The sequence below is a fragment of the Streptomyces sp. NBC_00236 genome (assembly GCF_036195045.1).
Classification (GTDB): Bacteria; Actinomycetota; Actinomycetes; order Streptomycetales; family Streptomycetaceae; genus Streptomyces.
Genome location: NZ_CP108100.1, coordinates 2,015,528 through 2,039,302, shown reverse-complemented (window position 1 = coordinate 2,039,302; position 23,775 = coordinate 2,015,528). Strand labels below are relative to the sequence as shown.

Genomic DNA, 23,775 nt, shown 5'->3' with positions numbered 1-23,775 from the left:
CGAAAATGCGGAAGTGGTCGGTCGTCGCGCCCGGTCGACTGATCAGTCGTGGGAGTGCAGGGGCTTGCCGGCGAGGGCCAGGTGGGCCTCGCCCATTGCCTCGTTCTGCGTCGGGTGGGCGTGGATGAGCTGCGCGACCTCGGCCGGCAGCGCCTCCCAGTTGTAGATCAGCTGGGCTTCGCCGACCTGCTCGCCCATCCGGTCGCCCACCATGTGGACGCCGACCACGGCACCGTCCTTGACCTGGACGAGCTTGATCTCGCCGGCGGTCTTGAGGATCTTGCTCTTGCCGTTGCCCGCGAGGTTGTACTTCAGCGCGACGACCTTGTCCGCGCCGTAGAGCTCCTTGGCCTTGGCCTCGGTGATGCCCACGGAGGCGACCTCGGGGTGGCAGTACGTCACCTTCGGGACACCGTCGTAGTCGATCGGGACGGTCTTCATGCCGGCCAGACGCTCCGCCACGAGGATGCCCTCGGCGAAGCCGACGTGCGCCAGCTGAAGGGTCGGGACCAGGTCGCCCACGGCCGAGATCGTCGGAACGTTCGTCTGCATGTACTCGTCGACGAGGACGTAGCCGCGGTCCATCGCGACGCCCGCCTCCTCGTAACCGAGGCCCTGCGAGACCGGGCCGCGGCCGATCGCGACGAGCAGCAGCTCCGCCTCGAAGGTCTTGCCGTCGGCGAGGGTCACCCGGACGCCGTCCTGGGTGTACTCGACACCCTGGAAGAACGTACCGAGGTTGAACTTGATGCCGCGCTTGCGGAACGCGCGCTCAAGAAGCTTCGAGCTGTTCTCGTCCTCGACCGGGACCAGGTGCTTCAGGCCCTCGACGATGGTGACGTCGGTGCCGAAGGACTTCCACGCCGAGGCGAACTCGACGCCGATGACGCCGCCGCCCAGCACGATCGCGGACTTCGGGACCCGGTCCAGCTTCAGCGCGTGGTCCGAGGAGATGACGCGGTTGCCGTCGATCTCCAGACCCGGGAGCGACTTCGGCACGGAGCCGGTCGCCAGGAGCACGTGGCGGCCCTGGATGCGCTGGCCGTTCACATCCACCGAGGTGGGGGAGGAGAGCCGTCCCTCGCCCTCGATGTAGTGCACCTTGCGGGAGGCGACGAGACCCTGCAGACCCTTGTACAGGCCCGAGATCACGTCGTCCTTGTACTTGTGGACGGCCGCCATGTCGATGCCCTCGAAGGTGGCCTTGACACCGAACTGGTCGGCCTCGCGCGCCTGGTCGGCGATCTCACCGGCGTGCAGCAGGGCCTTCGTGGGGATGCAGCCGTTGTGCAGGCAGGTGCCGCCGACCTTGCCCTTCTCGATCAGAGCGACGTCCAGGCCCAGCTGCGCTCCGCGCAGGGCCGCGGCATAACCGCCGCTACCACCGCCGAGGATCACTAGGTCGAAAACGGTGCTGGCGTCGTTCGCCACGTCACGTCCTCCATGCATGTGCGCCGTACGCCGGGCCCCGTCATCGGGGTGTGACCGGCCGGTCGGCTGGTGTTCGGCCGCTTTTGTCATTCGGCCCTGTGGTGGGGGCCCTGTCCTGCCGAGAACCCATCTTCGCACTTGTTGACGGTGGGCGGGACGCGGGGCCCGTGTCTGAGACGGATCATCGTCCGTCCCAGTGGGTTACCGCTGCGTAGGGACAGGCCGATTCCGTCGGGTTTCGTCCAGAGCGAAACCGCCTGGGCCCTGCTGCGGTGCCGTGGATGCAACACGTACGGCCCCGGACGTATGCCCGGGGCCGTACATCAGCTGCCGGCTCAGCCGAGGTCTCCGGCCGCGGTGCGCTCCGCCAGCTTCACCAGGGTGCGGACCGCGGATCCGGTCCCGCCCTTCGGCGTGTAGCCGTACGGGGCGCCCTCGTGGAAGGCCGGGCCCGCGATGTCCAGGTGCGCCCAGGCGATGCCCTCGCCCACGAACTCCTGAAGGAACAGACCGGCCACCAGGCCGCCGCCCATCCGCTCGCCCATGTTGGCGATGTCGGCGGTCGGGGAGTCCATGCCCTTGCGCAGGTCGGCGGGGAGCGGCATCGGCCAGGAGGCCTCACCGACCTCCTCGGCGATCTCGTGGATCGAGGTACGGAACGCGTCGTCGTTCGCCATGATGCCGAAGGTGCGGTTGCCCAGGGCCAGCACCATCGCGCCGGTCAGGGTCGCCACGTCGACGATCGCGTCCGGGTTCTCCTCGGAGGCGCGGGTCAGCGCGTCGGCGAGGACGAGCCGGCCCTCGGCGTCCGTGTTGAGGACCTCGACGGTCTTGCCGCTGTACATGTGGAGCACGTCACCGGGGCGGGTGGCGTTGCCCGACGGCATGTTCTCGGCGAGCGCCAGCCAGCCGGTGACGTTGACCCGCAGGCCCAGACGGGCGGCCGCGACGACGGTCGCGAACACGGCGGCGGCGCCGGCCATGTCGCACTTCATCGTCTCGTTGTGGCCGGCCGGCTTCAGCGAGATGCCGCCCGAGTCGTAGGTGATGCCCTTGCCCACCAGGGCCAGGGTCTTCTCCGCCTTCGGGTGCGTGTAGGCGAGCTTCACCAGGCGCGGGCCGCGGGCCGCGCCCTGGCCGACGCCGAGCAGACCGCCGAAGCCGCCCTTGACGAGCGCCTTCTCGTCGAGGACCTGCACCTTGATGCCGTGCTCCTTGCCGGCGGCCGTGGCCACGGCGGCGAAGGACTCGGGGTACAGGTCGTTCGGCGGGGTGTTGACCAGGTCGCGGGCGCGGTTGATCTCCTCGACCAGCGCGAGGGCGCGCTCGGCGGCGGCCTTGAAGGCCTTGTCGCGCGGCTTGGCGCCGAGGACGGCGACCTCGCCGAGCGGCAGCTTCGGGCCGTCGGCCTTGGCACCCTTGGGGGCGAGCCTGTTCTCGCCGCCCTGGTAGGCGGTGAAGGCGTACGCGCCCAGCAGGGCGCCCTCCGCGATGGCCTCGGCGTCCTCGACGGAGGCGATGGGCAGCGCGAAGCCGGCCTTCTTCGAGCCGGCGAGCGAGCGGGCGGCGGAGCCCGCGGCCCGGCGCAGCGCCTCGGCGTCGTACGCGCCGTCCTTCTCCGGGACCGGGCCGAGTCCGGCCGCGATGACGACCGGGACCTTCAGGCCGTCGGGTGCGGGGAGCTTGGTCAGTTCGCCCTCGGCACCGGAGGCGCCCAGGGTCGCCAGGACGGTGGCGAGCTTCCCGCCGAACGCCTTGTCCACGGCCTCGGCGCCCGGCGCCAGGACCAGGTCCCCGGACTTGGAGCCGGCGCCCTTGGCGACGCCGACGACGAGCGCGTCGGCGCGAAGCGTCGCCGCACCGGCAGTGCTGAGAGTGAGAGCAGTCACGGTGGTGAAATCTCGCTTCCGTTGAGTTCTTTTCCGGTCTGTGCTGGTCGAGGGGTGGCCGACCGTGCCCGGCGCATCGTAGACGCCGCCCGCGATGTGCCGGGAATGAGCCTACGCGCGCCTTTGCTGCCCGATTACGGCGGCGGGCCGTCAGTGCGCCGCGGCGGCCGTACGGTTGTCACACCGGGATGATCTTCCCGGCGGAACGGACCGCGGCCGCACAGGCGTTGGCGGACGTCCTGCGGATGGATCCAGGGGGAACGATGGACGACCGGATGACCGCCCGGGTGAGCGGCCGGCCGAAGGCCCTGCCCGCCACCGTACTGATTCTGTTGGTGATGCTGGCCGGCTGCACCTCGGCACCCGGGTCCACGCCCTCGCCCGCCTCCTCCGGGCGGTCCGCCGCGGCGCGCTGGCAGCCGGAGCCGGGCACCGACTGGCAGTGGCAGCTCTCCGGCCGGCTGGACACGTCCGTGGACGCCCCGGTGTACGACATCGACGGCTTCGACCACGACGCGGGGCAGGTGGCCGAGCTGCACCGCAAGGGGCGCAAGGTCATCTGCTACCTGTCCACGGGTGCCTGGGAGGAGTTCCGCCCGGACGCGGCGAGGTTCCCCACGGCGGTCCTCGGCAAGGGCAACGGCTGGGAGGGGGAGCGCTGGCTCGACATCCGGCGCACCGACGTCCTGGAACCGCTGATGGAGAGCCGGATCTCCATGTGCGCGAAGAAGGGCTTTGACGCGGTCGAGCCCGACAACATGGACGGCTACCGCAATCCGAGCGGCTTCCCGCTGACCGCCGCCGACCAGCTGCGCTACAACCGTCTCGTCGCCCGCATCGCCCACCGCCACCACCTCGCCGTCGGCCTGAAGAACGACCTGCCCCAGATCCCCGAGCTGGTGGACGACTTCGACTTCGCGGTCAACGAACAGTGCGCCCAGTACGAGGAGTGCGAGGAGCTCTCCCCGTTCGTCGAGGCGGGCAAGGCGGTCTTCCACGTGGAGTACGAGCTGCCCGTGGCGCGGTTCTGCGGGCAGTCCCGGCGTCTGGGGCTGAGCTCGCTGCTGAAGAAGTACGAACTCGGTGTCTGGCGGGAGCGGTGCCCGCAGGCGGGGGCCTGACGGGACGTCCGAGGGGGCTCAGCCGAGGGCCAGCCCCACGAGCGTCACCGTCGCCGCCGTCTCCGCCAGCGCGCCGAACACGTCGCCGGTCACCCCGCCGAAGCGCCGCACACAGTGCCGCAGCAGCAGCTGGGCCACCGCGAGCGCGGCCAGGGCGGCGAGGGCGCACCGCAGCGCCCCGTACCCGCCGAGCAGTGCCCCGGCGCCCGCGCAGGCCGCCACGGTCAGGACCGCCGTCACCACCGCGCCCGCCGCCGGGACCGTGCCCGCGACCGCGGCGCCGAGCCCCTCCGGCCGGGCCGCGGGGACACCGCGCCGGGAGGCCAGCGTGAGCGCGAGCCGGGCGACGACACCGGACACGGCGGCCGCCACAGCGCCCTGCGCCCAGCCCTGCGCGTACAACTGCTGAAGGACCGCCACCTGGGCGAGCAGGACGAACAGCAGGGTGATCACACCGAACGGCCCAATGTCCGACTGCTTCATGATCCGCAGTGCGTCGTCGGCCGGCTTGCCGCTGCCCAGACCGTCGGCGGTGTCCGCGAGACCGTCCAGGTGCAGCCCCCGGGTGAGGGCCGCCGGAACGGCGGCCGAGGCGACCGCGGCGAGCAGCGGCCCCGAGCCCAGCAGCAGCAACAGGGTGCCGGGCACCGCCGCCAGGGACCCCACGGCGAGGCCCGCCAGCGGGGCGCAGAGCATCCCGGCCCGGGCGGTCTCGCGGTCCCAGCGGGTGACGCGGACGGGGAGCACGGTGAGGGTGCCGAAGGCGAAACGCAGGCCGTGGCTGTTCAGGGAGGTCACGGCGCGCAGGCTAATCGGTGGGCGCGGCCGATAGATTGTGCGGAACATAACGAAGCGGGGCAACTACGACTTATCGGGAGTGGGTGGGATGGGTCACTGGTTCGATCGGAACATCATCGAGCCGGGGAAGCTGCCCCTGCTCCTGGCGCTGGCCGCCTTCGTGCTGACGTTCGCCGTCACCCGGGTCATCACCCGGATGATCCGGGCCGGCAAGGGGCCCTTTGGCAACATCACGCCGGGCGGGGTCCATGTCCACCACGTGGTGCCGGGCGTGGTGCTGAGCGTGGTCGGCGGGTTCGGCGCGGTGGCCAGCGGGAAGCAGGGCTTCGCGGCCGGGGCCTGTGCGGTCGTCTTCGGCGTGGGCGCGGGGCTCGTACTGGACGAGTTCGCCCTGATCCTTCACATGGACGACGTGTACTGGACCGAGCAGGGCCGTCAGAGCGTGGAGGTCGTGGTCCTCACCGCCGCCCTCGTCCTGCTGGTGCTCGGCGGGTTCTCGCCGCTCGGCGTGGACGATCTGAGCGACGATCAGCAACAGGGCCGGCTCGGCCTCGTCCTCACCCTCGTCGTCAACTTCTGCTTCGTGCTGATCGCGCTGTTCAAGGGCAAGGCGCGGATGGCGGTGCTCGGCACCCTGGTTCCGTTCGTCGCCCTGGTCGGGGCGGTCCGGCTGGCCAGACCGACCTCGATGTGGGCCAAGCGGTTCTACCGCAACCGGCACCGGGCCCGGTCCCGCTCGGTGCTGCGCGCCTACCACCACGATGTCCGATGGGCCGGGCCGCGGCGAAAGTTCCAGGACCTGATCGGCGGCGCACCGGACAGGGTGCCCGCTCCCTCACCCAAACCCTGACGGCGCCGCCCGCGCAGGGCCGGCACCGTGCACAGCACGAGCGCCGTCGCGATGGCCGCCAGGTGCTCCTTGCCCGCCAGGTTGTCCTTCACCGCGATCTCCGCCACCATCGCCACGATCACCAGCCCGCCGGTGAACCGGGCCCGGTAGGTGCAGCAGACGCAGACGGCCAGGGCGACCACGGCCGCCGAGGGCCCGGTGTCGACGATCTGCGCGTCGGAGCCGGGCAGGCCCAGGAGCCCGTCGGGGCCGACCGCGACGCCGATCCGCGCGTACAGCGTCCCGGCCAGCGTCGCGACGTACGCGATCAGCAGCGTCCGCCAACGCCCCAGGCAGATCTCGGCGGTCCCGAACACCAGCAGCACCTGGGCCAGCGCACCCCAGACCGGCAGGTCGAGCGCCGGGACGAACAGGGACAACGGGGTACGCAGCAGAGCCACCGGGAGCGGATCCTCGGCCCGCACCGCTCCGAGCGCCTGCACCGGCCCGTAGCCCCAGGACCGGTTCTGCACCACCTGGAGCAGCGCCGTCAGACAGACCGCGGCCAGGGTCATCGGGACGGCCCGCAGCCGCTCGGTGGCGAGCGCCGTGCGTACCGTCGTCCACAGCGGGCCCCACTCCCGGCGGGCCGCCCGCCCGAGCGTGTGCAGCGGGGTCATCCACGCGGTCCGAGCTTCGAGCGGTGCAGCCACTTGGGCAGTCCGGGCGCCTCCAGGAAGCCTTCGGCGCGGCCCGCGGCGATGCCGATGCGCGGCAGGTCCGCGCTCTTCTCGAAGAGCAGGTAGCGAGGTTCCCAGATGGGCCGGTACTTGGCGTTGGCGCGGTAGAGCGACTCGATCTGCCACCACCGGGAGAAGAAGCTGAGCAGCGAACGCCAGAGCCTGAGCACCGGCCCGGCGCCGAGCCGTGATCCGCGCTCGAAGACGGAGCGGAACATGGCGAAGTTCAGTGAGACCTGGGTGACGCCGATCTTCTCGGCGCGTTGCAGGAGTTCGATGACCATGAACTCCATCAGGCCGTTCTCGGCGTCCCGGTCACGGCGCATCAGGTCCAGCGAGAGGCCGTGCGGACCCCAGGGGACGAAGCTGAGCACGGCGCGCAGCGCACCGGGTCCGCCGCCCTCGGCAGGGGGCGCATCACGGCATTCGAGCATGACGCACTGCCCGTCGGCCGGGTCGCCCAGCCTGCCCAGCGCCATCGAGAAGCCGCGTTCGGTCGCGCCGTCGCGCCAGTCGTCGGCCCGGCGCACCAGTTCGGCCATCTCGGCCTCGGGGATGTCCGCGTGGCGGCGCACCGTCACCTCGTAACCCGCCCGCTTCACCCGGTTGTACGCCTGCCGGACGGTCCGCATCGCCCGCCCGTCCAGGGTGAACTCGCCCGTCTCCACGATCGCCTCGTCGCCCAGCTCCAGGGCGTCGAGGCCGTGCCGGGCGTAGATCGTGCCGCCCTCCTCGCTGACCCCCATGGCCGCCGGGATCCAGCCGTGCGCGCGTGCCTCGGCCAGCCAGGGGCCGATCGCGCCGGGCCAGGCCTCGGGGTCGCCGATCGGGTCGCCGGAGGCCAGCGACACGCCGCCGACCACCCGGTAGGCGACGGCGGCCTTCCCGGTCGGTGACCAGACGACGCTCTTCTCGCGGCGCAGCGCGAAGTAGCCGAGCGAGTCCCGTTCGCCGTGCCGCCCGAGCAGGGCGCGCAGCGCCGCCTCGTCCTCGGGAGTGATCGGGTCGACCGCGCGGCGGGCCCGGAACGCCACGTACACGACGGCGATGAGCAGCAGCGTGGAAAGGATGTTGATGACGACGTTCACCCAGCCCGGCGTCGAGATGCCGGGGAAGCGGGAGTCGTCGGCGGCGACGGAGACCAGGCGCAGCGCGCCGTAGCGCCAGCGGTCCAGGAACGTCGAACGGTGCTCGTCGTGCGCGGTGTTGGTGAGCGTGACCAGGCCGGCGGCGATCAGCGAGGTGACCAGCAGCCCGCCGACCGCCACCAGCGCGGCCAGCTTCGGGTTGGACCGGTCGCCCTTCGCGTAGAACTCCCGCCGGCCGAGGGCGAGCGCGAGGACGAAGGCGGCGGTCAGCGCGAGCGAGATCCAGTTCTGCGGATACCGCCGCACCTCCGGGAAGCCGATCACCGCAGCGAAGAGCAGCAGGGTGAGGCCGCTCAGCACCGTGTTGACGATCCACGCGGCCCGTTTGCGACGGCGCATCGTGACCGCCAGGAACAGGGCGACGACGCCGGAGGAGAAGCCCGCGGTGAGCAGGTAGGGCGTGAAGTAGTTCTCGGTGTTGTGACGCCGGAGGTCCTGGCCGAAGGTGACCCAGACGGCGCTCAGGAAATTGAGGAACGACACCACGCGCAGGTACCAGATGGCGAAGGCCGCGCCCCGCCGCGACCGGTCGGTGCTCTGCGGCCGGACGGCGGTCCGGCCGGATTCCTCGCTGGCGAAGCAGACCTCTCCCATGAAAAGCGATCATATGGGGCATCGCGTTTCATGAAAGGGACCGCGCTGCGGCCGGTGTCCGGACAGCCGCAGTCGCGTCGGTCAGCCGCCGTCCGTCACTCCCCGGCGGGGGAGGCCACTCCGTCGGACGTCTCGTCGTCCTTCACTTCGTCGTCCGAGTCGTCCGAGTCGTCGTTGTCGGTCTCCGGCGTACGTTCGGGCAGTTCGGCCGCCAGCGCGGCCGCGGCCTGGACGAACGGGAGCGCGAGCAGCGCTCCGCTTCCCTCGCCGACGACGACGCCATGGTCCAGCAGCGGGTTGAGCGCCATCCGGTCCAGCGCCTTCGCCTGTGCCGGCTCACCGCTCAGCTGCCCCGCCAGCCACCAGTCCGGCGCCCGGAACGCGGCCCGCTGCCCGACCAGCGCGCACGCGGCGGAGACCACACCGTCCAGGATCACCGGGAGCCGGCGCACCGCGCACTGCAGCAGGAATCCGGTCATCGCCGCCAGGTCCGCACCGCCCACCTTCGCCAGCAGCTCCAACTGGTCGCCCAGTACCGGCCGGGCCCGGCGCAGCGCGTCACGGACCGCCGCGCACTTGCGCATCCAGGCCAGGTCGTCGATGCCCGCACCGCCGCGCCCCGTCACCACCGAGGCATCGGTGCCGCACAGCGCCGCGATCAGCGTGGCCGCGGCCGTCGTACCGCCCACGCTCAGATCGCCGAGCACCACCAGATCGGTGCCCGAGTCGGCCTCCTCGTCGGCGATCGCCATGCCGAGGCGCACCGCCTGCTCGGCCTCCTCGACCGTCATCGCGTCCTCGACGTCGATCCTGCCGCTGCCGCGCCGCACCCGGGTCCGGACCACCGCTTCCGGCAGCAGCCCGGGCTCGCAGTCCAGCCCGGCGTCGACGATCCGCACCGGCACGGAGAACCGGCGCGCCAGCACGGCCAGCGGCGTCGCACCGTCCAGCGTGGCGCGCACCAGCTCGTGCGCGGTGCCGGCCGCGCGGCCGGACACGTCCAGCTGCGCCACCCCGTGATCACCGGCGAACAGCACCACACGGGCCTGCTCGATCGCCCTGACCGGCACGGCCTGCTGGGCCGCCGAGAGCCATTCGCCCAGCTCGTCGAGGCGGCCGAGAGCACCCGGCGGCACGATGAACCGCTCCCGGCGTTCCTCGGCATCGCGCCGTACACCCCCGTCGGGGCGTTCGATCAGGTCGGAGAAGTCGTCCAGATTCACGGGGGTCTGCCTCGCGGGTCGATACGTGGTGTGGGCCGGGGAGCCGGGCTCCCCGCCGAACAGTACCTGCCGCGATTTCCGGCCCCCCTCAGTGCGGCGTACGGTCCCCGAACCGGAGTTGGGTGATCGCGGGCGTCAGGGTCCGCAGTCCGGGGAGCAGGTTCTGGATCCGGATCAGCTCACCCATCGCGCCCCGCCCGCGCGGCAGATGCAGGCCCCGCACCTCGGTGATCCCCGGATGCGCGCCGCGCAGCTTCCCGCGCTCGCCGGGGTCCATCGCCCAGGGCATCGGCGGGACCGTCATGGCCCCCACCTTCGAGGTACCCGCCACGGTGCCCCTCGCGAGCCACCGGGCCATCGAGTCCAGGACGAGGATCCCGCCGGGCAGCCGTGCGGCGCAGGCCGCCAGGATCCCGCGCACCTCGGCGGGCCGCAGGTACATGAGCAGACCCTGCGCCGTGACGACGACACCCCGGCCCTCCGGGTCCTCGATCTCGTCCAGCCAGGAGAGATCCGTCGCCGAGCCGGACAGCGTCCGCAGCCGGTCCGAGGGCGGCAGCAGGGTGCGGCGCAGGGTGGCGACCGCCGGCAGCTCCACGCTCAGCCAGTTCAGCCGGCCGTTGTCGACCCGCCAGAAGCCGGTCTCCAGACCGTCGCCGAGCGCGACCACGGTGGCCTCCGGGCGGTCGGCGAGATACTCCTGCACGGCCAGGTCGAAGCAGCGCGAGCGCAGCGCCTGAGCCTGCGAGTGGAAGGCATTGGGGACCCCGAACCGCTCCTCGAACGGGTAGTCCAGGTCCGCCAGCAGCTGGAGCGCCATCGGGTCGTCCAGCACCGGATAGCGGCGGCCCGCTTCGAACGCCCGGTTGTACAGCGTCCACAACAGGGTCTCCGGAACCCCGTCCAGCATCGGCCGTACACGTGCCATGTCCCGCTCCTCCTGTTCCGTTCGGTGGCGGCTCCTTCAGCCGCGCAGCGTCAGCGCCTGGCCGGCCACCACCAGCAGTACCTGCTCGCACTCGTCGGCGAACGCGGCGTTCAGCCGGCCCAGCTCGTCTCGGAAACGCCGTCCCGCCGCGGTCGCGGGCACCACGCCCGAGCCGGTCTCGTTGGTCACCGCGACGACGGTGCGCCGGGTCCCGCGGACCGCGGCCACGAGTTCGGCCGTCCGCTTCCGCAGCGTGCTCTCACCACCGCCTGCCCACGCCGCGTCGTTCCAGGCGTCCACCCGGTCCATCGCGTCCGTCAGCCAGAGCGCCAGGCAGTCGATGAGCAGCGGTGGCCCGTCCGAGGCCAGGAGCTCCACCAGCTCACAGGTCTCCTCGGTGCGCCAGGCCGCCGGTCTGCGCTCCCGGTGCAGTCCGATCCGGGCCGCCCACTCGGTGTCGCCCTCCCGGCTGCCGCCGGTCGCCACGTACACGACCTCGGGGTAGGTCTCCAGCCGCCGTTCGGCCTCGACCGACTTCCCGGACCGCGCGCCGCCGGTGATCAGGGTGCGCCGGGGGATGTCCGGTTCGGCGTGGTACCCGCCGACGGTCAGCGTCGTCCCGTCCGGCACGGCCCGTGCCCCGCCCGCGGAGAGCCGGCGGTCGAGCTCGGGGCCGGGCGGTGCGTCGTGGTCCAGGTGGACGGCGATCACCTCGGTGGCCGGCCCGATCGCCTCGACCGCCCGCAGCCGGGCCACGGCGTCGGGCCGTCCCACGACGTCGGCGACGACCATGTCGTACGGCTCCGCCATCCGGTCGGCGAGACCGGCCGGTGCGGCGCCCGGCGGCAGGTAGAGCAGCCGTTCGCCGTCCGGCGAGGTGACCTCGTACCCGGTGCCGGGCGCGTCCATCGGCACGGCCCGCACCCGGTGTCCGCTGATCAGGGTCAGCACCCGCCCGTCCGGAACCCGGCCCGCCGAGGGCAGCCCGACGGGCAGTTCGACGGCGGGCCCGTCGTGCGGATGGGTGAGCAGCACCTGCCGTACGCCGGTGAGCGAATGGCCCGCTCGGGCGGCGGCGAACACCGCCCCGGGGGTCAGATCGAGCAGCAGTGCGTCGTCGACCAGCAGGGCGGTCGCGGCCCGTGCCCGCGCCCCGCGGGCGGTGGCACAGGCGGCGCAGGGGCAGTCGGGCCGCGGCAGCCCGTCGGGGGCTCCGGTGCCGAGCAGAGTCAGTTCCACGCTCCGATCCTCCCGCGTCCCCGCACCGGGTGCGCGACGTGGGGGTGACCGGGCACGCGCGAGCCCCTTCCCGCCCTGGTCGTCAGCACTGTGCCGCGTCAGTGCGTGCATGGTGTCGCGACGGGGCAGCCCTTAGGCTGCGGACGGAACAAAGTGACCCAGGAGGCGGACATGGCGTGGACGTGGCGGTTCGAGAAGTCCGACGGTACGGAGACGGAGCCGGCCCTGCAGCCGGAGGAATTCACGACCCAGGGTGACGCGGAGTCCTGGATCGGTGAGTACTGGAAGGAACTCCTCGACGGCGGGGCGGACCAGGTGACGCTCTTCGACGACACGACGAAGATCTACGGCCCGATGAGCCTCCGGGCCGAACAGGCCGAACAGGCCGAGCAGAGCGAGACGTCCGCCGGCGAGGCCTGAGCCGCAACGGCCGCCGGGCGGACCCGTGAGGGCCCGCCCGGCGGACTGCGCTGCGGTGGACGGAGCGCCTGCGGCTGCGTCCACCCGGATCAGATCTCGCCGAGCGTGACCTCCGCCGTCTTCTCCGCATCGCTGCGCAGATACGTCACGGTGACCTTCTCGCCCGGCTTGTCCGAGGCCAGGGCCTCCGACAGGGACGTGATCGTGGTGACGGGCGCGTCGCCGACCTTGGTGATGATGTCGCCGGCCCGCAGCCCCGCCTTCTCGGCCGCGCCGTCCTTGGCCACACTGACGATCGCGACGCCCGCCGGCTTGTAGCTGTCGTCGACGACCGTGCGGCCCGTGATGTTCAGGGCCGCCCGGCCGGAGTCGGTGACCTTGCCGTCCTTGATGATCTGGTCGGCGACGGTCCTCACCATCGAGACGGGGATCGCGAAGCCGATGCCGGGCGCCGCGCTGTCACCCATCTGGGGGTCCGTCGCGGCGAGCGTCGGGATGCCGATGACCTCGCTGTTCAGGTTCACCAGCGCGCCCCCGCTGTTGCCCGGGTTGATCGCCGCCGAGGTCTGCACCATGTTCGCGATGGTCGCGCCCGTGCCGCCGCCCGAGCGGCTCTCGCTCACGGTCCGGCCGAGGGCCGAGACGATGCCCTGGGTGACGCTGCTGGACAGCCCGAGCGGCGAGCCCATGGCCAGCACGATCTGGCCGACCTCGACCTTCTCCGAGTCGCCGAACTTCGCGGGCTTCAGCCCTTCCGGGACGTCGTCCAGCTTGATGACGGCCAGGTCCTGTTCGGGGTAGGCGGCCACCAGCGCGGCGCTCATCACCTTCTCGCCGTTCGCCACGGTGACCTTGAAGGTCTTCTCGTCACCGACGACGTGGGCGTTGGTGACGATGTGGCCCTTGGCGTCGTAGACGATGCCCGAGCCCAGACTGTCGGAGGCGTCGATCTGCACCACCGACGGAAGCACGTTGTTGATGACGGTCTGGTAGTCGTTCTGCAGATCGCCGGTGGCCTTCGAGGCCGAGCCCTGCTGGGTCTGTCCGGACTTCGTCGCGGCGGCGTTCGAGGTGCTGGAATTTGAGTCGGAGCAACCGCTCACCAGCGCGATCGCGCAGACACCTGCGGACAGAGGCAGCAGCAGCCGGCGCACACGGCTGTGGGAGTGAAAGGCATCCATGTCCGGATTATTGCTTTCAACCCGGTTGGTGGCCTGTTGGGTTCACCCGGCAGGGGAGCCCCGGCCGGGGAGTTGTCCGGCCGGGCGTCTCAGCCCCGCACCCCGCACAGATGGAGCAACGCGGCCACTCCGCGGTACGGATCCGTCCGTCCTGCCCGGTCCTCCGCCGCGAGCACCCGCTCCAGCTCCGCCGCCGACGGCAGCTCCACGTCGTTGCCCACGTTGTCCGTGAAGATCCGCACCCCGTACCAGGCGTGCAGTGGTGCCGCGATCCCGGCGAGCGTGGCCGTGAGGGCGTCGAGCCGGTCCACGCGCACGGAGAGTCCGAGGCGGTTGGTGTACCGGTCCGTGTCGAACGCGGCCAGGGCCGCGTCCCAGTCCCCGGCGATCCCGGGCCGCATCGCCAGCGCGTCGGCGTTCCGCACGAGCAGCGACAGCAGACCGCCCGGCGCCAGCATCCTGGCCAGACCGGCCACCATGGCGTCGGGTTCCTGGACATACATCAGCACGCCGTGGCAGAGCACCACGTCGAAGCTGCCGGGCAGGAAGTGGACCCCGGTGTCCTGGCCGTTGCCCTCGATGAACCGGACCCGCTCACGGATGCCCGCCGGCTCGCCCCCGAGCGCCTCGCGGGCGACCCGCAGCATCTCGGGGTCGGATTCGAGGCCGGTGACGGTGTGGCCGGCCCGGGCCAGGCGCAGGGCCTGGGTGCCCTGGCCCATGCCGACGTCGAGGATCCGGAGCCGCTGCCCGACGGGGAAGCGTGCCGCGATCTGTTCGTCCAGCTGTCGGGCGACCAGCTCCTGGCGCACCGTGTTACGCAGTCCGCCGAGCCCCTTCAGCCACACCGACGAGGCCCCGGAGAACCCGGAGACCGCATCACCCGGCCGGCCCGCGGACGCGCCGCCGGCCGAACCGGAGAGATGCGTACTCAGGGCCGCTCTCCGCGCTTGACCTGCGGCTTCGGCAGCCGGAGCCGACGCATCTGGAGCGTGCGCATCAGCCCGTAGGCCACCGCGCCGCGCTTCGGCGTATCGGGGAAGCGCTCGTTCAGCTGCTTGCGCAGACGGAAGGTGAGCCCGATCGAGTCGACGACGATCAGCACGATCACGCCGAGCCAGAGCAGCAGCGAGATGTTCTGGATGCCCTGCACCTGGATCACGCTGAGAATCAGGATGACCACGGCGAGCGGCAGGAAGAACTCCGCGATGCAGAAGCGCGAGTCCACGAAGTCGCGGACGAAGCGGCGCACCGGGCCCTTGTCGCGGGCCGGCAGATAGCGCTCGTCGCCACTGGCCAGCGCCTCGCGCTGCTTGGCCATGTCGACGCGGCGCGCTTCGCGCTGGCGCTTCATGGCCTCCTTGCGGTCGAGCGGCGCACCACTGGAGGCGCGACGGCGCTGCGACTGGGCGTCGCTTCGCTTGGGGGTGGGGCGACCCTTGGGAGCCTGCGGGTCGCGGGACGTCTTGGAGAGGTCCGCCGTCACCTTGTCGGTGGGGGCCTTCTCTTCCTTGGAGCGGCTACGGAACACAAGGCCCAAGGGTACGGGGTCGATCGCCACGACACCGGGCCGGCCGGGAACGATCCGGCAACGGCCTGCGTCCTTGCTGGTGTCCGAGCCGGACGATACGGGCGTCATCGGCTGTTTCCCCGACCGTCACCTACTCCCTGGGCTGGAGCGGTCACCGGGGGCAGTCGTCCTTGGGGAGGACCCCATCGCTGCTCGAACAGTGCGGTAATAGAGACAGGGCCCGTACTGTGGGTTCTGTCGGAGTGCTGGTGACCGGTTGAGTCAGAAGGGGGCGCGCGAAGCCCATGAGCGGTGTCATGAAGCGTATGGGGATGATCTTCCGCGCGAAGGCAAACAAGGCCCTTGACCGGGCCGAGGATCCGCGCGAGACCCTCGATTACTCGTACCAGAAGCAGCTGGAGCTGCTTCAGAAGGTGCGGCGCGGCGTCGCCGATGTGGCGACTTCGCGCAAGCGCCTGGAGCTGCAGCTGAACCAGCTGCAGGGCCAGACGTCCAAGCTGGAGGACCAGGGCCGCAAGGCGCTCGCGCTCGGCCGCGAGGACCTGGCCCGCGAGGCGCTGTCCCGCCGCGCGGCCCTCCAGCAGCAGGTCACCGACCTGGAGACGCAGCACACCACGCTGCAGGGCGAGGAGGAGAAGCTCACCCTGGCGGCCCAGCGGCTGCAGGCCAAGGTCGATGCCTTCCGTACGAAGAAGGAGACCATCAAGGCCACCTACACGGCGGCCCAGGCCCAGACCCGGATCGGCGAGGCCTTCTCGGGCATCTCCGAGGAGATGGGCGACGTCGGCCTGGCCATCCAGCGGGCCGAGGACAAGACCCAGCAGCTCCAGGCACGGGCCGGCGCGATCGACGAACTGCTCGCCTCCGGAGCCCTGGACGACCCGACCGGCACGGCGAAGGACGACATCGCCGCCGAGCTGGACCGGATCTCCGGTGGTACGGATGTGGAGCTGGAGCTGCAGCGCATGAAGGCCGAACTGGCCGGCGGCTCCACCTCGAAGCAGGCCATCGAGGGCGGCCCTCAGGACGCCGGGCAGCAGCAGGACCAATCCCGGTCCCCGCACAAGTTCGACAAGGATTAAGGCAGCGTCATGATCGTACGGATCATGGGGGAGGGCCAGGCAGTCCTGGCCGACAGTCATCTCGCCGAGCTCGACAAGCTCGACGACGAACTGCTCGCCGAAATGGAGCGCGGCGACGGCCCCGGCTTCCGCTCCACGCTCCACGCGCTCCTCGCCAGGGTGCGCGAACTCGGCACACCCTTGCCGGACGACTCCCTGGAGCCGTCCGAACTGATCCTGCCGTCGCCCGACGCGACCCTCGAAGAGGTCCGCGCCATGCTCAGCGACGACGGTCTGATTCCCGGCTGACCGGCTGACGACCGGAGGCTCCACCACCCGCACCCCCGTGCCCCGTGACCGGCCCCGGCCGGTCACGGGGCACCGTGCTGTGAGCTCTCCGCCGGTTCTCCGGCCACGCGGCCCGATTTCCTCGCGACACGCCGTAACGTAGCTTGACGTGACCACTCTCGGAACCGGGGTTCTGCGCGTCCGGAACTGGCTGCGCGACCATCCCCTCGCGCTGGACGGCGCGCTCGCCCTGGCCGTGTTCGTGGCCATGGTCGTCGGATCGTTCGTCGACCCGGGCTCGCACCACGGGCCCACTTTCGGCACCCGCGCGCCCGCTGCCGGCAGCGTGCTCCTGATGGCGCTCGGAGCTCTCGCCCTCGTCTGGCGCCGCCGCCGGCCGATGGCCGTGCTCGGCGCCACCGGAGCGCTCGCCGTCGTCGAGCTGCTGGCCGCCGATCCGCCGGCCCCCGTGGTGATGAGCACCGTCATCGCCCTCTACACCGTGGCGGCCCGCACCGACCGGCCGACGACCTGGCGGGTCGGGCTGCTCACCATGGGCGTGCTCACCGCGGCCGCGATGCTCTTCGGAGCGGCGCCCTGGTACAGCCAGGAGAACCTCGGGATCTTCGCCTGGACCGGGATGGCGGGCGCCGCGGGGGACGCGGTCCGCTCCCGGCGGGCGTTCGTCGACGCGATCAGGGAGCGCGCCGAACGGGCCGAGCGGACCCGCGAGGAGGAGGCCCGGCGCCGGGTCGCCGAGGAACGGCTGCGGATCGCCCGTGACCTGCACGACGTCGTCGCCCATCACATCGCCCTGGTCAACGTGCAGGCCGGGGTCGCCGCCCACGTCATGGACCGGCGCCCCGACCAGGCCAAGGAGGCGCTCGCCCATGTCCGGGAGGCCAGCCGCTCCGCGCTCAACGAGCTGCGGATCACCGTGGGCCTGCTCCGCCAGTCCGGCGATCCGGCGGCACCGACCGAACCCGCCCCCGGTCTCGCCGTCCTCGACGAACTCGTGGAGACCGTGCGGCGGGCCGGGCTGCCCGTCGAGGTGGCCTGCGCGGCGAAGGACGGCCCGCCGCTGCCCGCCGCCGTGGACCTGGCCGCGTACCGGGTGATCCAGGAGGCGCTGACCAATGTGGGCAAGCACGCGGGCCCCGGGGCGAAGGCCGAGATCAGCGTCGTACGGGTCGGGGCCACGGCCGAGGTCATGGTGCTGGACAACGGCCGCGGCACGGCCGCCGGTGCGGGCGGCGACATCGTCCGCGGCGGCCACGGCCTGCTCGGCATGAGGGAGCGGGTCACCGCCCTCGGCGGCACCCTCACCGCCGGACCCCGTTACGGCGGCGGCTTCAGGGTCCATGCGATCCTGCCCCTCAAGGCCCGTGAGCGGGAGCCGGACCATCCGGGCGAGGCGGGCCGTACGGGGGAGAACGTATGACACCGGCCATCAGGGTGCTGCTCGTCGACGACCAGGCGCTGCTGCGCAGCGCGTTCCGGGTGCTGGTCGACTCGGAACCCGACATGCAGGTGGTCGGCGAGGCGGCGGACGGGGCACAGGCCGTGGACCTGGCCCGCTCGACGCGCGCCGACGTGGTGCTGATGGACATCCGGATGCCCGGCACGGACGGGCTCACCGCGACCCGGATGATCAACGCAGATCCGGAACTCGCGGACGTCCGCGTGGTCATGCTCACCACCTTCGAGGTGGACGAGTACGTGGTGCAGTCGCTGCGGGCCGGCGCCTCCGGCTTCCTCGGAAAAGGGGCGGAACCCGAGGAACTCCTCAACGCCATCCGGATCGCGGCGGGCGGCGAGGCGCTGCTGTCGCCCGCCGCGACCAAGGGGCTGATCGCCACGTTCCTCGCTCAGGGCGGCAGCGCGGGCGGGGACGGGCCGGGCGCCGCCGAGTACTCCGCGCGCCTGGAGGCCCTGACGGCCCGGGAGCGCGAGGTGCTGGTGCTGGTCGCGGGCGGGCTGTCCAACGACGAGATCGCCGAGCGGCTGGTGGTCAGCCCGCTGACCGTCAAGACCCATGTGAACAGGGCGATGGCGAAGCTGGGGGCCCGGGACCGGGCCCAATTGGTCGTCATCGCGTACGAATCGGGCCTGGTCCGCCCTCGGGTGGAGTGAGGGTGCAGGCGCGGCGTACTCCAGCTGCGGTATGCGCGGCATAAGGAAAGCGACCTGCGACCGACGCATTCGGCCTGGGCGGTGAGCGATCGTATAGAGGCCGACCGGTATACCGATCGGCCCGGGCCGGGTCTGTCCCCGAGTTACCCGCCCACCTGCCGCGTAAGCCACAGAAGAGAGACCTAACCCATGTCCTGGCTGTCCAGATTCAGCCTCGCGCAACGGGCCCTGATCGGGCTGATGTCGATCGTCGCGCTCGTCTTCGGAGCGATCGCGATCCCGCAGCTCAAGCAGCAGCTGCTGCCCACCATCGAACTCCCGATGGTGTCGGTGCTCGCCCCTTACCAGGGTGCGTCCCCCGATGTGGTCGAGAAGCAGGTCGTCGAACCGCTCGAGAATTCGATCAAGGCCGTCGACGGCGTCACCGGAATGACCTCCACCGCCAGCGAGGGCAACGCCGTCATCATGGCGACGTTCGACTTCGGCGACGAGGGCACCAAGCAGCTCGTCGCGGACATCCAGCAGGCGGTGAACCGCTCCCGCGCGCAGCTGCCCGAGGACGTGGACCCGCAGGTCATCGCCGGCTCGACCGACGACATCCCGACCGTCGTCCTCGCTGTCACCTCCGACAAGGACCAGCAGGCGCTGGCCGACCAGCTGGACCGCACCGTCGTCCCCGCCCTGGAGGACATCGACGGCGTCGGCCAGGTCGCCGTCGACGGTGTGCAGGACCTCCAGGTCTCCATCACGCCCGACGACGCGAAGCTCGCCGCGGCCGGACTGAACGCCGGCTCGCTCGCCCAGGCACTCCAGGCCGGCGGCGCGACCGTCCCGGCGGGTTCCTTCTCCGAGTCGGGCAAGAGCCGCACCGTCCAGGTCGGCGGCGCCTTCACCACTCTGCGGCAGATCGAGGACCTGCGGGTCACCGGCCAGAACCCGGCGACCGGCAAGCCCGGCAAGCCGGTCAGGGTCGGTGACATCGCGACGGTGAAGCAGGAGCCCTCCACCGCGGTCTCCATCACGCGGACGAACGGCAAGCCGAGCCTCGCCGTCATGGCGACGATGGACAAGGACGGCAGTGCCGTCGCCATCTCCGACGCCGTCAAGGACAAGCTCCCCGACCTGCGCAAGGACCTCGGCGCCGGCGCCGAGCTGACCGTCGTCTCCGACCAGGGCCCCGCCGTCTCCAAGGCGATCTCCGGCCTGACCACCGAGGGCGCGCTCGGCCTGCTCTTCGCGGTCATCGTGATCCTGGTCTTCCTGGCCTCGCTCCGCTCGACCCTGGTCACCGCGGTCTCCATCCCGCTCTCCGTGGTCCTCACGCTGATCGTGCTCTGGACCCGCGACCTGTCGCTCAACATGCTCACCCTGGGCGCGCTGACCATCGCGATCGGCCGGGTCGTCGACGACTCGATCGTCGTCCTGGAGAACATCAAGCGCCACCTCGGCTACGGCGAGGAGCGCCGGTCCGCGATCATCGCCGCGGTGAAGGAAGTGGCCGGTGCGGTCACCGCCTCGACCCTCACCACGGTCGCCGTCTTCCTGCCCATCGGTCTGGTCGGCGGCATGGTCGGCCAGCTCCTCGGCCCGTTCTCGCTGACCGTCACGGTGGCCCTGCTGGCTTCCCTGATCGTCTCGCTGACCGTCGTCCCCGTGCTGTCGTACTGGTTCCTGCGCGCCCCCAAGGGAACGTCCGAGGACCCGGAGAAGGCCCGCCGCGAGGCCGAGGAGAAGGAAGCCCGCAGCAAACTCCAGCAGCTGTACGTGAAGGTGCTGCGCTTCGCCACCCGGCGCCGCATCACCAGCATCGCCATCGCCGTCGTCGTGCTCATCGGCACCTTCGGCATGGCCCCGCTGCTGAAGACCACCTTCTTCGACCAGGGCGAGCAGGAAGTCCTGACCATCAAGCAGGAGCTCACCCCGGGCACCAGCCTGGCGGCCGCCGACGAGGCGGCCAAGAAGGTCGAGAAGGTCCTCACCGACGACAAGGGCGTCAAGACCTACCAGGTCACCGTCGGCTCGTCCGGCTTCATGGCGGCCTTCGGCGGCGGCACGGGAGCCAACCAGGCCTCCTACCAGGTCACGCTGAAGGACTCCGGGGACTTCGAGGCCGCCCAGGACCGCATCGACACGGCCCTGGGCAAGCTCGACGGCATCGGTGACACCACCATCGCCGCGGGCGACGGCTTCGGCAGCCAGGACCTGAGCGTCGTGGTCAAGGCCGCCGACGCGGACACCCTGAAGAAGGCCTCCGAAATGGTGCGCGCCGAGGTCGCGGAGCTCAAGGACGTCACCGACGTCCAGAGCGACCTGGCGCAGAGCATCCCGCGGATCTCGGTCACGGCGAACGACAGGACCGCCGACGCGGGCTTCAGCCAGGCCACGCTGGGCGCAGCCGTCGCCGGAGCGGTGCGCGGCACCCCGTCCGGCAAGGCCATCATGGACGACACCGAGCGCGACGTCGTCATCAAGTCGGCCCACCCGGCCACCACGATGGAGGAGCTGAAGAACCTCCCGCTCGGCCCCGTCAAGCTGGGCACGATCGCCGACGTGAAGCTGGTCCCCGGACCGGTCTCCATGACCCGGATCGACGGCCAGCGCGCCGCGACGATCACGGCCAAGCCCCTCGGCGACGACACCGGCTCGGTCAGCACCGACCTCAGCAAGAGGATCGACGCACTGGACCTCCCGGAAGGCGCCACGGCCACCATCGGCGGCGTCAGCGAGGACCAGGCCGACGCGTTCGTGAAGATGGGTCTGGCCATGCTGGCGGCGATCGCGATCGTCTTCATGCTGCTCGTCGCCACCTTCCGCTCGCTCGTCCAGCCGCTGATCCTGCTGGTCTCCATCCCGTTCGCGGCCACCGGCGCGATCGGCCTGCTGCTCATCACCGGCACCGCGATGGGTGTCGCGGCGATGATCGGCATGCTGATGCTCATCGGCGTCGTGGTGACGAACGCGATCGTGCTGATCGACCTGATCAACCAGTACCGGGCCCAGGGCCTCGGCGTGGTCGAGGCGGTCGTCGAGGGCGGTCGCCACCGTCTGCGCCCGATCCTGATGACGGCACTGGCGACGATCTTCGCCCTCCTCCCGATGGCGCTCGGCGTCACCGGCGAGGGCGGGCTCATCTCGAAGCCGCTGGCCGTCGTGGTCATCGGCGGCCTGGTCACCTCGACGCTGCTGACGCTGCTCCTGGTGCCCACGCTGTACACGATGGTGGAGCTCTTCAAGGAGCGCCGCGCGAAGAAGAAGGCCGCGAAGCGGGCCAGGAAGGCCGGCGTCCCGGCCCCGGCCGCCTCCGAGGAGACCACCTCCTCCGAGGAGCCGGAGCCCGCGAAGGCCTGACCGGTCACACAGGAAGGCCCCGGCACCCTCGGATCGAGGGTGCCGGGGCCTTCCCGCGTGCGGTACCTACGGCAGCGCCAGCATCCGCTCCAGCGCGAGCTTGGCGTACTTCTCCGTCTCCGGGTCGACCTCGATCCGGTTGACCAGGTTCCCCTCGGCCAGCGACTCCAGCGTCCACACCAGGTGCGGCAGGTCGATCCGGTTCATCGTCGAGCAGAAGCAGACCGTCTTGTCGAGGAAGACGATCTCCTTGTCCTCCGCGGCGAACCGGTTGGCCAGGCGGCGCACCAGGTTCAGCTCGGTGCCGATCGCCCACTTCGAGCCGGCCGGGGCCGCCTCCAGCGCCTTGATGATGTACTCCGTCGAGCCGACGTAGTCCGCGGCGGCGACGACCTCGTGCTTGCACTCCGGGTGCACCAGCACGTTGACGCCGGGTATGCGCGCCCGCACGTCGTTGACGGACTCCACCGAGAAGCGCCCGTGCACCGAGCAGTGCCCGCGCCACAGGATCATCTTCGCGTTGCGCAGCTCCTCGGCGGTGAGGCCGCCGTTCGGCTTGTGCGGGTTGTAGAGGACGCAGTCCTCCAGCGTCATCCCCATGTCCCGTACGGCCGTGTTGCGGCCCAGGTGCTGGTCGGGCAGGAACAGCACCTTGTCGCCCTGCTCGAAGGCCCACTCCAGGGCGCGCTTCGCGTTCGACGAGGTGCAGATCGTGCCGCCGTGGCGGCCGGTGAAGGCCTTGATGTCCGCGGAGGAGTTCATGTACGAGACGGGCACGACCTGCTCGGCGACGCCGGCCTCGGTCAGCACGTCCCAGCACTCGGCGACCTGCTCGGCGGTGGCCATGTCGGCCATCGAACAGCCCGCCGCCAGGTCCGGCAGCACGACCTTCTGGTCGGCGGTGGTCAGGATGTCCGCGGACTCCGCCATGAAGTGCACGCCGCAGAAGACGATGTACTCGGCCTCCGGGCGGGCCGCCGCGTCCCGGGCGAGCTTGAACGAGTCTCCGGTCACATCCGCGAACTGGATGACCTCGTCGCGCTGGTAGTGGTGCCCGAGGACGAAGACCTTCTCGCCCAGCTTCTCCTTGGCCGCGCGGGCGCGCTCCACCAGGTCCGGGTCGGACGGGGAGGGCAGGTCGCCGGGGCATTCGACGCCGCGCTCGCTCTTGGGGTCCGCGTCGCGGCCGAGCAGGAGCAGGGCGAGGGGCGTCGGCTGGACATCGAGTTCCTGGACGGGGTGGGCCGTGGTCACGTCACGCACCCTTTCTTCTCTGCGGGGGAAGCCTTTTCGTCTAATTGACGCTATCTATCATAACTGCTTCACGTCACTTTGACGATGCCGATAGCGTCGATGTGACGCATCCGCCCGCGCGGCCGGTGTGCGAGCATGAATGGAACAGGCAAGCGCTCGGCCCGGAATGAATCCGCGGTCCCGACGGTTGCAACGTCGGCAAGCAGTCTCCGTACAACCCGGGAGAGAAGCAGATGTCCGTATCGGACGAGACCACCACCGTGAGCGACGGCATCCTCCTGTCCGACGCCGCCGCAGCCAAGGTCAAGGGCCTGCTGGAGCAGGAAGGCCGCGATGATCTGGCACTGCGCGTCGCCGTCCAGCCCGGCGGCTGCTCGGGCCTGCGCTACCAGCTCTTCTTCGACGAGCGTTCGCTGGACGGCGATGTCGTGAAGGACTTCGACGGCGTCAAGGTCGTCACGGACCGGATGAGCGCCCCGTACCTGGGCGGCGCCTCCGTCGACTTCGTCGACACGATCGAGAAGCAGGGCTTCACGATCGACAACCCGAACGCCACGGGCTCCTGCGCCTGCGGCGACTCGTTCAGCTAGAGCGCGCAGCGACGGTACGGCGGCGGCCC

General features: G+C 71.2%; 21 protein-coding genes. 9 read left to right on the top strand and 12 right to left on the bottom strand.

Features of this window, described 5'->3' with window-relative positions:
• Positions 1 to 42: 42 nt before the first annotated feature.
• Together lpdA and OG446_RS09005 are read right to left on the bottom strand one after the other, a co-directional pair.
• Positions 43 to 1,431: a dihydrolipoyl dehydrogenase gene (gene lpdA / locus OG446_RS09010; protein ID WP_328893518.1), complete on the bottom strand. Its 1,389-nt coding sequence runs from the start codon at positions 1,429 to 1,431 to the stop codon at positions 43 to 45.
• A gap of 335 nt (positions 1,432 to 1,766) precedes the next feature.
• Positions 1,767 to 3,320 (bottom strand): leucyl aminopeptidase, encoded by a 1,554-nt coding sequence (locus tag OG446_RS09005; RefSeq protein ID WP_328893517.1) that lies wholly within the window; start codon positions 3,318 to 3,320, stop codon positions 1,767 to 1,769.
• Between the two features lie 263 nt (positions 3,321 to 3,583).
• Between OG446_RS09005 and OG446_RS09000 the strand changes: the two genes are divergently transcribed.
• Positions 3,584 to 4,441: an endo alpha-1,4 polygalactosaminidase gene (locus OG446_RS09000; RefSeq protein WP_328898245.1), complete on the top strand. Its 858-nt coding sequence runs from the start codon at positions 3,584 to 3,586 to the stop codon at positions 4,439 to 4,441.
• Between the two features lie 18 nt (positions 4,442 to 4,459).
• On the opposite strand, the gene OG446_RS08995 is transcribed toward OG446_RS09000, so the two are convergent.
• On the bottom strand, positions 4,460 to 5,239 hold the full coding sequence (locus OG446_RS08995; RefSeq protein ID WP_328893516.1) for an adenosylcobinamide-GDP ribazoletransferase: 780 nt from the start codon (positions 5,237 to 5,239) through the stop codon (positions 4,460 to 4,462).
• Positions 5,240 to 5,327: 88 nt separating this feature from the next.
• On the opposite strand from OG446_RS08995, the gene OG446_RS08990 reads away from it, so the two are divergent.
• A complete protein-coding gene (locus tag OG446_RS08990) occupies positions 5,328 to 6,089 on the top strand; it encodes a hypothetical protein (protein WP_328893515.1) in 762 nt (253 codons plus the stop codon).
• Here the strand turns inward: OG446_RS08990 and OG446_RS08985 are convergent.
• The 5 genes from OG446_RS08985 to OG446_RS08965 all read right to left on the bottom strand — a co-directional run bounded on the left by OG446_RS08985 (position 5,990) and on the right by OG446_RS08965 (position 11,940).
• Complete coding sequence (locus OG446_RS08985; RefSeq protein WP_328893514.1) at positions 5,990 to 6,748, bottom strand: hypothetical protein; 759 nt, start codon at positions 6,746 to 6,748, stop codon at positions 5,990 to 5,992. The two genes, OG446_RS08990 and OG446_RS08985, sit on opposite strands and share 100 nt — an antisense overlap.
• Positions 6,745 to 8,550 carry a phosphatidylglycerol lysyltransferase domain-containing protein gene (locus tag OG446_RS08980; protein WP_328893513.1) on the bottom strand — a complete coding sequence of 602 codons (1,806 nt, stop codon included), beginning with the start codon at positions 8,548 to 8,550 and terminating at the stop codon, positions 6,745 to 6,747. The genes OG446_RS08985 and OG446_RS08980 overlap by 4 nt, the downstream gene beginning before the upstream one ends.
• Before the next feature lie 95 nt (positions 8,551 to 8,645).
• Positions 8,646 to 9,773, bottom strand: a complete 1,128-nt coding sequence (gene cobT, locus OG446_RS08975; RefSeq protein ID WP_328893512.1) for a nicotinate-nucleotide--dimethylbenzimidazole phosphoribosyltransferase — start codon at positions 9,771 to 9,773, stop codon at positions 8,646 to 8,648.
• An 88-nt stretch (positions 9,774 to 9,861) separates the two neighbouring features.
• Positions 9,862 to 10,701 carry a class I SAM-dependent methyltransferase gene (locus OG446_RS08970; RefSeq protein WP_328893511.1) on the bottom strand — a complete coding sequence of 280 codons (840 nt, stop codon included), beginning with the start codon at positions 10,699 to 10,701 and terminating at the stop codon, positions 9,862 to 9,864.
• A 36-nt stretch (positions 10,702 to 10,737) separates the two neighbouring features.
• Complete coding sequence (locus tag OG446_RS08965; RefSeq protein ID WP_328893510.1) at positions 10,738 to 11,940, bottom strand: bifunctional adenosylcobinamide kinase/adenosylcobinamide-phosphate guanylyltransferase; 1,203 nt, start codon at positions 11,938 to 11,940, stop codon at positions 10,738 to 10,740.
• 171 nt (positions 11,941 to 12,111) lie between these two features.
• Between OG446_RS08965 and OG446_RS08960 the strand changes: the two genes are divergently transcribed.
• A complete protein-coding gene (locus OG446_RS08960; RefSeq protein ID WP_328893509.1) occupies positions 12,112 to 12,360 on the top strand; it encodes a hypothetical protein in 249 nt (82 codons plus the stop codon).
• A gap of 89 nt (positions 12,361 to 12,449) precedes the next feature.
• Here the strand turns inward: OG446_RS08960 and OG446_RS08955 are convergent, their stop codons facing one another.
• The 3 genes from OG446_RS08955 to OG446_RS08945 form a co-directional block, all read right to left on the bottom strand.
• Positions 12,450 to 13,541: a S1C family serine protease gene (locus OG446_RS08955; RefSeq protein ID WP_328893508.1), complete on the bottom strand. Its 1,092-nt coding sequence runs from the start codon at positions 13,539 to 13,541 to the stop codon at positions 12,450 to 12,452.
• Between the two features lie 89 nt (positions 13,542 to 13,630).
• Entirely contained in the window at positions 13,631 to 14,389 is a 759-nt protein-coding gene (locus OG446_RS08950) for a class I SAM-dependent methyltransferase (RefSeq protein ID WP_443050067.1), read from the bottom strand.
• A gap of 83 nt (positions 14,390 to 14,472) precedes the next feature.
• A complete protein-coding gene (locus OG446_RS08945; protein WP_148017835.1) occupies positions 14,473 to 15,072 on the bottom strand; it encodes a DUF3043 domain-containing protein in 600 nt (199 codons plus the stop codon).
• Between the two features lie 296 nt (positions 15,073 to 15,368).
• On the opposite strand from OG446_RS08945, the gene OG446_RS08940 reads away from it, so the two are divergent.
• The 5 genes from OG446_RS08940 (at position 15,369) to OG446_RS08920 (ending at position 21,902) form a co-directional block, all read left to right on the top strand.
• The gene (locus OG446_RS08940; RefSeq protein ID WP_328893507.1) at positions 15,369 to 16,154 is read left to right on the top strand and encodes a PspA/IM30 family protein; all 786 of its coding nucleotides are present in this window, start codon (positions 15,369 to 15,371) and stop codon (positions 16,152 to 16,154) included.
• A 9-nt stretch (positions 16,155 to 16,163) separates the two neighbouring features.
• Entirely contained in the window at positions 16,164 to 16,442 is a 279-nt protein-coding gene (gene pspAA / locus OG446_RS08935; RefSeq protein WP_148017670.1) for a PspA-associated protein PspAA, read from the top strand.
• 148 nt (positions 16,443 to 16,590) lie between these two features.
• On the top strand, positions 16,591 to 17,862 hold the full coding sequence (locus OG446_RS08930) for a sensor histidine kinase (RefSeq protein WP_328893506.1): 1,272 nt from the start codon (positions 16,591 to 16,593) through the stop codon (positions 17,860 to 17,862).
• Positions 17,859 to 18,554 carry a response regulator transcription factor gene (locus OG446_RS08925; RefSeq protein ID WP_328893505.1) on the top strand — a complete coding sequence of 232 codons (696 nt, stop codon included), beginning with the start codon at positions 17,859 to 17,861 and terminating at the stop codon, positions 18,552 to 18,554. Before OG446_RS08930 ends, OG446_RS08925 begins: the two co-directional genes overlap by 4 nt.
• Before the next feature lie 189 nt (positions 18,555 to 18,743).
• A complete protein-coding gene (locus OG446_RS08920) occupies positions 18,744 to 21,902 on the top strand; it encodes an efflux RND transporter permease subunit (protein WP_328893504.1) in 3,159 nt (1,052 codons plus the stop codon).
• A 66-nt stretch (positions 21,903 to 21,968) separates the two neighbouring features.
• Here the strand turns inward: OG446_RS08920 and nadA are convergent, their stop codons facing one another.
• Positions 21,969 to 23,165, bottom strand: a complete 1,197-nt coding sequence (nadA, locus tag OG446_RS08915; protein WP_328893503.1) for a quinolinate synthase NadA — start codon at positions 23,163 to 23,165, stop codon at positions 21,969 to 21,971.
• A gap of 224 nt (positions 23,166 to 23,389) precedes the next feature.
• Between nadA and OG446_RS08910 the strand changes: the two genes are divergently transcribed.
• Positions 23,390 to 23,746 carry a HesB/IscA family protein gene (locus tag OG446_RS08910; RefSeq protein ID WP_030970782.1) on the top strand — a complete coding sequence of 119 codons (357 nt, stop codon included), beginning with the start codon at positions 23,390 to 23,392 and terminating at the stop codon, positions 23,744 to 23,746.
• The last annotated feature ends 29 nt before the right edge of the window (positions 23,747 to 23,775 follow it).

What these genes read in the sequence shown, in the direction of transcription:
- OG446_RS09000 (WP_328898245.1), top strand. Translation starts at nt 3,584, where the DNA reads ATGGACGACCGGATGACCGCCCGGGTGAGCGGCCGGCCGAAGGCCCTG.
- OG446_RS08990 (WP_328893515.1), top strand. Translation starts at nt 5,328, where the DNA reads ATGGGTCACTGGTTCGATCGGAACATCATCGAGCCGGGGAAGCTGCCC.
- OG446_RS08985 (WP_328893514.1), bottom strand. Translation starts at nt 6,748, where the DNA reads ATGACCCCGCTGCACACGCTCGGGCGGGCGGCCCGCCGGGAGTGGGGC.
- OG446_RS08980 (WP_328893513.1), bottom strand. Translation starts at nt 8,550, where the DNA reads ATGGGAGAGGTCTGCTTCGCCAGCGAGGAATCCGGCCGGACCGCCGTC.
- OG446_RS08970 (WP_328893511.1), bottom strand. Translation starts at nt 10,701, where the DNA reads ATGGCACGTGTACGGCCGATGCTGGACGGGGTTCCGGAGACCCTGTTG.
- OG446_RS08960 (WP_328893509.1), top strand. Translation starts at nt 12,112, where the DNA reads ATGGCGTGGACGTGGCGGTTCGAGAAGTCCGACGGTACGGAGACGGAG.
- OG446_RS08955 (WP_328893508.1), bottom strand. Translation starts at nt 13,541, where the DNA reads ATGGATGCCTTTCACTCCCACAGCCGTGTGCGCCGGCTGCTGCTGCCT.
- OG446_RS08940 (WP_328893507.1), top strand. Translation starts at nt 15,369, where the DNA reads ATGAAGCGTATGGGGATGATCTTCCGCGCGAAGGCAAACAAGGCCCTT.
- pspAA (WP_148017670.1), top strand. Translation starts at nt 16,164, where the DNA reads ATGATCGTACGGATCATGGGGGAGGGCCAGGCAGTCCTGGCCGACAGT.
- OG446_RS08925 (WP_328893505.1), top strand. Translation starts at nt 17,859, where the DNA reads ATGACACCGGCCATCAGGGTGCTGCTCGTCGACGACCAGGCGCTGCTG.
- OG446_RS08920 (WP_328893504.1), top strand. Translation starts at nt 18,744, where the DNA reads ATGTCCTGGCTGTCCAGATTCAGCCTCGCGCAACGGGCCCTGATCGGG.
- OG446_RS08910 (WP_030970782.1), top strand. Translation starts at nt 23,390, where the DNA reads ATGTCCGTATCGGACGAGACCACCACCGTGAGCGACGGCATCCTCCTG.